This is a genomic window from Roseateles sp. P5_E8, from assembly GCF_054177665.1.
The window spans coordinates 1-11,438 of record NZ_JBGCUM010000094.1; the positions used below are offsets into that span (position 1 = coordinate 1).

The window sequence follows — 11,438 nt, forward strand, 5'->3', positions numbered from 1 at the left end:
ACGCCCAGCTCGTCCAGCGACTTCAGCTCGCCGCTGTCCGTCTTGCCGTCGTGGTTGGCGTCGACCCAGACCTTCAGTTCCTTCCAGTTGGCGTCCTTGGCGTCCAGCTTGCCGTCGTGGTTCGTGTCCTGCTCGGCCATGGCGACGTAGCCATCCTTGGCGTGCTTGCCGTTGGCCAGAACGGTGCCCATGCCAAACAGTTCGCTGCCGTTGTTGATGACGCCGTCGTGGTTGCGGTCCATCACCAGCAGGCCGTCGTTGCCCGCAACCCAGCCGACCTTGTTCACCAGGCCGGTGCCCAGCAGGTCGAAGTTGACGCCCTGGGCGGCAGCCAGCGTGTTGATGCCGTGGCCGTCCAGGTCCAGCGCGATCGGTGTGACCGCGAAGTAGGCGTTCAACTGGGCGCCGTTCATCTCGCCAACGGYAGCACCGCTCAGCGCGTCAAGCTGCGCCATGCTCATCGCGGCGATGTCGGCGGTCTCCAGGCCGTGGATCTGCTCGGTCGTCAGCGCGTGGACCTGGTCGGTCGTCAGCGACGCGGCCTGAGCCGTGGTCAGCGCGGTGATCTGCGTCACCTTCAGGTCTTCGAACTGGGCCGTCGTCAGGGCCGCGATCTGGGCGGTGCCCAGGGCCGCGAAGTTGGCCGTGCTTAGCGCACGCAGGTCGTCGCTCTCCAGCTTGGCCATCTGGGCCGTCGAGAAGGACTGGACTTGTGCCGAGGTCATCACCCCGAACTGCGAGGCCGTGAAGGCGTTCAGGTCGTCCGTCGACAGGTGGTTGATCTGCGTCGTCGTCATGACCGACACGCGGCCGGCAAGGCCGGTCAGCTGATCGGTCGTCAGCGCGCCCAGCTGGGTGTCCGTCAGCGCGCGAATGGCGCCTGTGGACAACCGGAGCAGGTCATCGGGTTCGATGGCCATGATCTGCGTCGTGGACAGCGAGGCAACCTGCTCCGTCGTCAGCACGGCGGCCTGCGTCGACGTCAGGGCCGTCATGTCGGCGGCCGACAGGCCCTTGATCTGCAGCGTGCTCAGAGACACCAGCTGGTTGGTGCCCAGCGAGGCGATGTGCTCCGTCGTGAACGCAGCGAATTGGTCGGAGCTCAAGCCGGCCAGCGCCGTCGTCGTCACCGCGCGGAGGTCCGCCGTTTCCAGCGCGTGGAGCTGGCCGGTGGTCAGCGCACCGAGCTGGCTGGAACTCAGCGCGGCGAACTGGCTGGTGCCCAGCGCGTTGAGGTTGTCGGTGCCGAGGTTGCCGAGCTGGGTGCTCGTCAGCGCCTGCACCTGGGCCGTGGACACGTTGGTGAACTGGCTGGCGGTCAGGCTGTTCAGGTCGGCCGTGCCCAGGGTGTTGACCTGGTCGGTCGTCAGTGCCGTGATCTGCGTGCTGCTCAGGGCGCGCAGCTGGTCGCTGGTGAGGGCGTCAAGCTGTTCGGACGACAGGTTGCGCAGGGCAGCCGTCGAGATCGACTTGATGTCACCGGTGCTGATGGCACCGAGCTGAGCAGTGGACAGCACATCGGCCTGCACGGAGGTCAGCGCGCCGATCTGGCTGGAGCTGAGCGCGGCCATGTCGGCCGTGTTCAGGCCGAGGATCTGCGTCGTGCCGAGCGCTGCCACCTGGGCGGTGCTCAGCGCGGCGACGCCGTCGCTGGTCAGGGCGCCGATCTGGTCGGAACTCAGCGCGTTGAGGGCAGCGGTCGAGACCGCGCGGACGTCGGCCGTCTCCAGCTTGGCGAGCTGGGCAGTGGTCAGCGCACCGAACTGGCCGGAGGTCAGCGAGGCGAACTGGCTGGTGCCGAGCGCGTTCAGGTTGTCGGTGGCGAGGTTGCCGAGCTGCGTGCTGGTCAGCGCCTGGACCTGGGTCGAGGACAGGTTGGAGAACTGGTCGCTGGTCAGGCGGTTCAGGTCGGCCGTGCCCAGCGTGTTGATCTGAGCCGTGGTCAGGTTGTTGACCTGCGTGCTGCTCAACGAGCGCAGCTGGTCGCTGGTGAAGGCGTCAAGCTGCTCGGACGTCAGGTTGCGCAGCGCGGCAGTCGAGAGGGACCTGATGTCACCGGACTCGATGGCGGCCAGTTGCGCGGTGGACAGAGCACCGGCCTGCGTGGAGGTCAGCGCAGCGACCTGGCCCGTGGTCAGCGCCGCCATGTCGCCCGTCGTCAGGCCCTTGATCTGCGTCGTGCCGAGCGCGCCGATCTGGGCGCTGGACAGCGCGCCGACGGCATCACTGGCGAGCGCGCCGATCTGGTCGGAGCTCAGCGCGTTGAGCGCCGTCGTCGACACGGCACGCAGGTCGGCCGTCTCCAGCTTGGCGAGCTGGGCGGTCGTCAGCGAACCGAACTGGCCGGAGGTCAGTGCGGCGAACTGGCTGGTGCCCAGCGCGTTCAGGTTGTCGGTGGCGAGGTTGCCCAGCTGCGTGCTGGTCAGTGCCTGAACTTGGGTCGAGGACAGGTTGCCGAACTGGTCGCTGGTGAGGCGGTTCAGGTCGGCCGTGCCGAGCGTGTTGACCTGGGCCGTCGTCAGCGCGTTGATCTGCGTGCTGCTCAGCGCGCGCAGCTGGTCGCTGGTGAAGGCGTCGAGCTGCTCGGACGAGAGGTTGCGCAGCGCCGAGGTCGAGATCGACTTGATGTCGCCGGTCTCGATGGCCGCCAGTTGTGCGGTGGACAGCGCGCCGGCTTGCGTCGAGTTCAGCGCGGCGACCTGGGCGCTGGTCAGCGCCGCCATGTCACCCGTCGTCAGGCCCTTGACCTGGACCGTGCCGAGGGAGGCGATCTGCGCGGTGGACATCGAGCCCACTGCGTCGCTGGCCAGTGCACCGATCTGGTCGGACGACAGGCCGTTGAGGGCCGCGGTCGAGACCGCGCGGAGGTCGGCCGTTTCCAGCTTGGCCAGCTGGGCGGTGGTCAGGGATCCGAACTGGCTGGAGCTCAGCACGCCGAACTGGCTGGTGCTCAGCGCGTTCAGGTTGTCGGTGCTCATGTTGCCCAGCTGCGTGCTCGTCAGTGCCTGCACCTGAGCCGTGGACAGGGTGGCCATCTGGCCGCTCGTCAGCGCGTTCAGGTCGGCGGTGGACAGGCTGGCGAACTGCGGGCTGGTGCTCAGCGCGTTGAGCTGTGCGGAAGACAGCGCGCGCATCTGGTCGCTGGTGAAGGCGGCGAGCTGGTCGGTGGACAGGCTGCGCAGCGCTGCCGTGGAGATGTCGTTGATGTCGGCCGTCTCAAGGGCCGCGAGTTGGGCGGTGGACAGGGCGGAGGCCTGCGTGGAAGTCAGCGCAGCGACCTGGGCCGAAGTCAGCGCGACCATGTCGCCGGTCGTCAGGCCCTTGATCTGGGCGGTGCCGAGCGAGGCGATCTGCGCACTGGACATCGAGCCGACGGCGTCGCTGGCCAAGGCGCCGATCTGGTCGGACGACAGGCCGCTGAGGGCCGCGGTCGACACGGCACGCAGGTCGGCTGTCTCCAGCTTGGCGAGCTGGGCGGTGGTCAGCGAACCGAACTGGCCGGAGGTCAGCGCGGCGAACTGCGCGGTGCCGAGCGCGTTCAGGTTGTCGGTGGCGAGGTTGCCCAGTTGCGTGGTGTTCAGCGCCTGGACCTGGCCGGAGGACAGGTTGGAGAACTGATCGCTGGTCAGACGGTTCAGGTCGGCCGTGCCCAGCGTGTTGACCTGGGCTGTCGTCAGCGCGTTGATCTGCGTGCTGCTCAGCGCGCGCAGCTGGTCGCTGGTGAAGGCGTCGAGCTGCTCGGACGAGAGGTTGCGCAGCGCCGAGGTCGAGATCGACTTGATGTCGCCGGTCTCGACGGCGGCCAGTTGTGCAGTGGACAGCGCGCCGGCTTGCGTGGACGTCAGTGCGCCGACCTGGGCTGTCGTCAGGGCAGCCATGTCACCCGTGGTCAGGCCCTTGATCTGCGTGGTGCCGAGGACCGCGATCTGAGCGGTGGACATCGAGCCCACGGCGTCGCTGGCCAGGGCGCCCACCTGGTCGGATGACAGGCCGCCCAGGGCAGCAGTCGTCACGGCACGCAGGTCGGCGGTTTCCAGCTTGGCGAGTTGAGCGGTCGTCAGGCCACCGAACTGGCTGGAGGTCAGCGAGGCGAACTGGGCGGTGCCGAGCGCGTTCAGGTTGTCAGTCGCCAGATTGGCGAGCTGGGTGGAGGAGAGCGCCTGGACCTGGCCCGACGACAGGTTGGAGAACTGATCGCTGGTGAGGCGGTTCAGGTCGGCGGTACCCAGCGTGTTGACTTGGGCGGTCGTCAGTGCGTTCAGCTGCGTGCTGCTCAGGGCACGCAGTTGGTCGCTGGTGAGGGCGTCGAGCTGGTCGGAAGACAGGTTGCGCAGCGCGGCCGTCGAGATGGACTTGATGTCGCCCGTTTCGATGGCGGCGAGTTGGCCGGTGGATAGGGCGCCGGCCTGCGTGGAGGTCAGCGCGGCGACTTGTGCCGTCGTCAGCGCGGCCATGTCGCCGGTGGTCAGGCCCTTGACCTGGCCAGTGCTCAGCGAGGCGATCTGCGCGGTGGACATCGAGCCCACGGCGTCGCTGGCGAGGGCACCGATCTGATCGGACGACAGGCCGCCAAGGGCGCYGGTCGTCACGGCACGCACGTCAGCCGTCTCCAGCTTGGCCAGTTGAGCGGTGGTGAGCGCACCGAACTGGGTGGAACTGAGCGTCGCGAACTGGGTGGTGCCCATCGCGTTGAGGTTGTCCGTCGCCAGGTTGCCGAGCTGGGTCGAGGTCAGCGCCTGGACCTGGGCCGTGGACAGGTTCGCGATCTGGCCCGTCGTCAGCACGTTCAGGTCGGCGGTCGACAGATTGACCACCTGCGGCGAGGTGCTCAGCGCGTTGAGCTGGGTGGAGCTCAGCGAGCGCAGCTGGTCGCTGGTGAGTGCGTCGAGCTGGCCGGAAGACAGGTTGCGCAGTGCGGCCGTCGAGATGGACTTGATGTCGCCGGTTTCGATGGCAGCAATCTGGGCGGTGGACAGGGCTGCCGCCTGCGTGGAGGTCAGCGCGGCGACCTGGCCGGTCGTCAGCGCAGCCATGTCGCCCGTGGTGAGGCCCTTGATCTGCGTGGTGCCGAGGGAGGCGACTTGTGCTGTGGACATCGAGCCCACGGCGTCGCTGGCCAGTGCACCGACCTGGTCGGACGACAGGCCATTGATGGCCGAGGTCGAGACCGCGCGGAGGTCGGCGGTTTCCAGCTTGGCCAGTTGGGCGGTGGTCAGCGAGCCGAATTGGCTGGAGGTCAGCGCGGCGAACTGGCTGGTGCCCAGCGCGTTCAGGTTGTCCGTCGCGAGGTTGCCCAGCTGCGTGCTGGTCAGCGCCTGGACTTGGGTCGAGGACAGGTTGGCGAACTGGCCGCTGGTGAGGCTGTTCAGGTCGGCGGTGCCCAGGGTGTTGACTTGGGCCGTGGTCAGCGCATTGATCTGCGTGCTGCTCAGCGCGCGCAGTTGATCGCTGGTGAAGGCGTCAAGCTGATCGGAAGACAGGTTGCGCAGCGCGGCTGTCGAGATCGACTTGATGTCGCCGGTTTCGACGGCGGCGAGTTGGCCGGTGGACAGCGCGCCGGCTTGCGTGGAAGTGAGCGCAGCAACCTGGCCCGTTGTCAGCGCGGCCATGTCGCCGGTCGTCAGGCCCTTGACTTGCAGGGTGCTCAGCGAGGCGATCTGTGCGGTGGACATCGAGCCCACGGCGTCGCTGGCCAAGGCACCCACCTGGTCAGACGACAGGCCGCCAAGGGCAGCGGTCGTCACGGCGCGCAGGTCGGCCGTCTCCAGCTTCGCGAGCTGGGCGGTCGTCAGGCTGCCGAACTGGCCGGAGGTCAGCGCGGCGAACTGGCTGGTGCCCAGCGCGTTCAGGTTGTCGGTGGCGAGGTTGCCGAGCTGTGTGCTGGTCAGCGCCTGGACTTGGGTCGAGGACAGATTGGAGAACTGGTCGCTGGTCAGGCGGTTCAGGTCGGCGGTGCCGAGCGTGTTGACCTGGGTGGACGTCAGCGCATTGAGCTGCGTGCTGCTGAGGGCACGCAGTTGGTCGCTGGTCAGCCCATCGAGCTGGCCGGAGGTCAGGTTGCGCAGAGCGGCGGTCGAGATCGACTTGATGTCGCCGGTTTCAACAGCGGCGAGTTGGCCGGTGGACAGGGCGCCGGCCTGCGTCGAGGTCAGCGCGGCAACTTGGGCCGTCGTCAGCGCGGCCATGTCACCGGTGGTCAGGCCCTTGACCTGGCCGGTGCTCAGCGAGGCGATCTGTGCGGTGGACATCGAGCCCACAGCGTCGCTGGCGAGCGCACCCACCTGGTCGGACGACAGGCCACCAAGGGCTGCGGTCGTCACGGCACGCAGGTCAGCTGTTTCCAGCTTGGCGAGTTGACCGGTTGTCAGGCTACCGAACTGGCTGGAGGTCAGCGCCGCGAACTGCGCGGTGCCCAGCGCGTTCAGGTTGTCGGTGGCGAGGTTGCCCAGTTGCGTGGTGTTCAGCGCCTGGACTTGGGTCGAGGACAGGTTGGCGAACTGGCCGCTGGTGAGGCTGTTCAGGTCGGCCGTACCCAGCGTGTTGACCTGGGTAGTGGTCAGCGCATTGATCTGYGTGCTGCTCAGCGCGCGGAGTTGATCGCTGGTGAAGGCATCGAGCTGGTCAGACGACAGGTTGCGCAGTGCAGTCGTCGAGATCGACTTGATGTCGCCGGTTTCGACGGCGGCGATCTGTGCAGTGGACAGCGCGCCGGCTTGCGTGGAGGTCAGCGCGGCAACTTGGCCGGTCGTCAACGCGGCCATATCACCGGTTGTCAGGCCCTTGACCTGGCTGGTGCTCAGCGAGGCGATCTGTGCGGTGGACATCGAGCCCACGGCGTCGCTGGCGAGTGCGCCCACCTGGTCGGACGACAGGCCGCCRAGGGCMGCAGTCGTCACGGCGCGAAGGTCCGCTGTTTCCAGCTTGGCCAGTTGGGCGGTGGTCAGCGAACCGAACTGGCCGGAGGTCAGCGAAGCGAACTGGCTGGTGCCCAGCGCGTTCAGGTTGTCGGTGGCGAGATTGCCCAGCTGCGTGCTGGTCAGCGCCTGGACTTGGGTCGAGGACAGGTTGGCGAACTGGCCGCTCGTGAGGCTGTTCAGGTCAGCGGTGCCCAGCGTGTTGACTTGCGCCGTGGTCAGCGCATTGATCTGCGTGCTGCTCAGCGCGCGCAGCTGGTCGCTGGTCAGCGCATCAAGCTGGCCGGAGGTCAGGTTGCGCAGAGCGGCTGTCGAGATGGACTTGATGTCGCCGGTTTCAACGGCGGCGAGCTGGGCGGTGGACAGTGCGCCTGCTTGCGTCGAGGTCAACGCAGCAACCTGGCCGGTCGTCAGCGCAGCCATGTCGCCGGTGGTCAGGCCCTTGACTTGCAAGGTGCTCAGCGAGGCGATCTGCGCGGTCGACATCGAGCCCACAGCGTCGCTGGCCAAGGCACCCACCTGGTCGGACGACAGGCCACCAAGGGCCGCGGTCGTCACGGCACGCAGGTCGGCCGTCTCCAGCTTGGCAAGCTGAGCGGTCGTCAGTGAACCGAACTGGCTGGAGGTCAGCGCCGCGAACTGGGCGGTGCCCAGCGCGTTCAGGTTGTCGGTGGCGAGGTTGCCCAGCTGCGTGGTGTTCAGCGCCTGGACCTGGCCGGAGGACAAGTTGGAGAACTGGTCGCTCGTGAGGCGGTTCAGGTCAGCCGTACCCAGCGTGTTGACCTGTGCTGTCGTCAGTGCATTGAGTTGCGTGCTGCTCAGCGCGCGCAGTTGGTCGCTGGTGAAGGCATCGAGTTGGTCAGACGACAGGTTGCGCAGGGCGGCTGTCGAGATCGACTTGATGTCGCCGGTTTCAACAGCGGCGAGTTGGCCGGTGGACAGGGCGCCGGCCTGCGTCGAGGTCAGCGCGGCAACCTGGCCCGTCGTCAGCGCGGCCATGTCGCCGGTCGTCAGGCCCTTGACTTGCAGGGTGCTCAACGAGGCGATCTGCGCGGTGGACATCGAGCCCACGGCGTCGCTGGCGAGCGCACCCACCTGGTCGGACGACAGGCCGCCGAGGGCGGTGGTGCTGACAGCACGCAGGTCGGCCGTTTCCAACTTGGCGATTTGGGCGGTGGTCAGCGAACCGAACTGGCTGGACGTCAGCGCCGCGAATTGGGCGGTGCCCAGTGCGTTCAGGTTGTCGGTGGCGAGGTTGCCCAGCTGCGTGGTGTTCAGCGCCTGGACCTGGCCGGAGGACAGGTTGGAGAACTGATCGCTGGTCAGGCGGTTCAGGTCGGCCGTACCCAGCGTGTTGACTTGGGCTGTCGTCAGCGCATTGATCTGCGTGCTGCTCAGCGCGCGCAGTTGGTCGCTGGTGAAGGCATCGAGCTGGTCAGACGACAGGTTGCGCAGAGCGGCGGTCGAGATCGACTTGATGTCGCCGGTTTCGACGGCGGCGATCTGTGCAGTGGACAGCGCGCCGGCTTGCGTGGAGGTCAGCGCGGCAACCTGGCCCGTCGTCAGGGCGGCCATATCACCGGTTGTCAGGCCCTTGACCTGGCTGGTGCTCAGCGAGGCAATCTGCGCGGTGGACATCGAGCCCACGGCGTCGCTGGCGAGCGCACCCACTTGGTCGGACGACAAGCCGCCAAGGGCCGCGGTCGTCACGGCGCGCAGGTCGGCCGTCTCCAGCTTGGCGAGCTGGGCGGTGGTCAGCGAACCGAACTGGCCGGAGGTCAGCGCGGCGAACTGGCTGGTGCCCAGCGCGTTCAGGTTGTCGGTGGCGAGGTTACCCAGCTGCGTGCTGGTCAGCGCCTGGACTTGGGTCGAGGACAGATTGGAGAACTGGTCGCTGGTGAGGCGGTTCAGGTCGGCGGTGCCGAGCGTGTTGACCTGGGTGGACGTCAGTGCGTTGAGCTGCGTGCTGCTGAGGGCACGCAGTTGGTCGCTGGTCAGCCCATCCAGTTGGCCGGAGCTCAGGTTGCGCAGAGCGGCTGTCGAGATCGACTTGATATCGCCGGTTTCAACAGCGGCGAGCTGTGCAGTGGACAGTGCGCCGGCTTGCGTCGAGGTCAGCGCAGCAACCTGGCCGGTCGTCAACGCCGCCATGTCGCCGGTTGTCAGGCCCTTGACCTGGCCAGTGCTCAGCGAGGCGATCTGTGCGGTGGACATCGAGCCCACGGCATCGCTGGCGAGCGCACCCACCTGGTCAGACGACAGGCCGCCCAGCGCCGCAGTCGTCACGGCGCGCAGGTCGGCCGTCTCCAGCTTGGCGAGCTGGCCGGTTGTCAGGCTGCCGAACTGGCCGGAGGTCAGTGCCGCGAACTGCGCGGTGCCGAGCGCGTTCAGGTTGTCGGTGGCGAGATTGCCCAGCTGCGTGGTGTTCAGCGCTTGCACCTGGCCGGAGGACAGGTTTGAGAACTGGTCGCTGGTGAGGCGGTTCAGGTCGGCGGTGCCGAGCGTGTTGACTTGGGCTGTCGTCAGCGCATTGATCTGCGTGCTGCTCAGCGCGCGGAGTTGATCGCTGGTGAAGGCATCGAGCTGGTCGGAGGACAGGTTGCGCAGTGCAGCGGTCGAGATCGACTTGATGTCGCCGGTTTCAACCGCGGCGATCTGTGCAGTGGACAGTGCGCCGGCTTGCGTAGAGGTCAGCGCGGCAACCTGGCCGGTCGTCAGGGCGGCCATGTCGCCGGTGGTCAGGCCCTTGACCTGCAGGGTGCTCAGCGAGGCGATCTGTGCGGTGGACATCGAGCCCACGGCGTCGCTCGCCAAGGCACCCACCTGGTCGGACGACAGGCCACCAAGGGCCGCGGTCGTCACGGCACGCAGGTCGGCCGTCTCCAGCTTGGCGAGCTGGGCGGTCGTCAGCGAACCGAATTGGCCGGAGGTCAGCGTGGCGAACTGGGCAGTGCCCAGCGCGTTCAGGTTGTCCGTTGCGAGGTTGCCCAGCTGCGTTGTGTTCAGCGCCTGGACCTGGCCGGAGGACAGGTTGGCGAACTGGCCGCTGGTCAGGCTGTTCAGGTCGGCGGTGCCCAGCGTGTTGACTTGCGCCGTGGTCAGCGCATTGATCTGCGTGCTGCTCAGCGCGCGCAGCTGGTCGCTGGTCAGCGCATCAAGCTGGCCGGAGCTCAGGTTGCGCAGAGCGGCTGTCGAGATGGACTTGATATCGCCGGTTTCAACGGCGGCGAGCTGGGCGGTGGACAGTGAGCCGGCTTGCGTCGAGGTCAACGCAGCAACCTGGCCGGTCGTCAGCGCAGCCATGTCGCCGGTGGTCAGGCCCTTGACTTGCAGGGTGCTCAGCGAGGCGATCTGCGCGGTGGACATCGAGCCCACGGCGTCGCTGGCGAGCGCGCCCACCTGGTCGGACGACAGGCCGCCCAGCGCCGCGGTCGTCACGGCGCGCAGGTCGGCCGTCTCCAGCTTCGCGAGCTGAGCGGTGGTCAGCGAACCGAACTGGCTGGAGGTCAGCGCCGCGAACTGGGCGGTGCCCAGCGCGTTCAGGTTGTCGGTGGCGAGGTTACCCAGCTGCGTGGTGTTCAGCGCCTGCACCTGGCCCGAAGACAGGTTGGAGAACTGGTCGCTGGTGAGGCGGTTCAGGTCGGCTGTGCCGAGGGTGTTGACCTGGGCTGTGGTCAGCGCGTTGATCTGCGTGCTGCTCAGCGCGCGGAGTTGATCGCTGGTGAATGCGTCCAACTGGTCAGACGACAGGTTGCGCAGGGCGGCCGTCGAGATCGACTTGATGTCGCCGGTTTCGACGGCGGCGATCTGTGCAGTGGACAGTGCGCCGGCTTGCGTGGAAGTCAGCGCGGCAACTTGGGCCGTCGTCAACGCGGCCATGTCGCCGGTGGTCAGGCCCTTGACCTGGCCGGTGCTCAGAGAGGCGATCTGCGCGGTGGACATCGAACCCACAGCGTCGCTGGCGAGCGCGCCCACCTGGTCGGACGACAGGCCACCAAGGGCCGCGGTCGTCACGGCGCGCAGGTCGGCGGTCTCCAGCTTGGCGAGCTGGCCGGTCGTCAGCGAACCGAACTGACTGGAAGTCAGCGCCGCGAACTGGGCCGTACCCAGTGCGTTCAGGTTGTCCGTCGCGAGGTTGCCCAGCTGTGTGGTGTTCAGCGCTTGCACCTGGCCGGAGGACAGGTTGGAGAACTGGTCGCTGGTCAGGCGGTTCAGGTCGGCGGTGCCGAGGGTGTTGACTTGCGCAGTGGTCAGCGCATTGATCTGCGTGCTGCTCAGCGCGCGCAGTTGGTCGCTGGTCAGCGCATCCAACTGGCCGGAGGACAGGTTGCGCAGTGCAACCGTCGAGATCGACTTGATGTCGCCTGTCTCGATGGCAGCCAGTTGCGCAGTGGACAGCGCGCCGGCCTGCGTGGAGGTCAGCGCGGCAACTTGAGCCGTCGTCAACGCGGCCATGTCGCCGGTCGTCAGGCCCTTGACCTGCAGGGTGCTCAGCGAGGCGATCTGTGCGGTGGACATCGAGCC

Annotated in this window: 1 protein-coding gene; it reads right to left on the bottom strand. The window is 67.5% G+C overall.

Going from position 1 to position 11,438, the window contains the following annotated elements; all coding sequences use genetic code 11:
* Positions 1-11,438, bottom strand: an 11,438-nt coding sequence (locus tag ACXRVZ_RS26735; RefSeq protein WP_458233055.1) for a hypothetical protein, incomplete at both ends; no start/stop codon positions are given.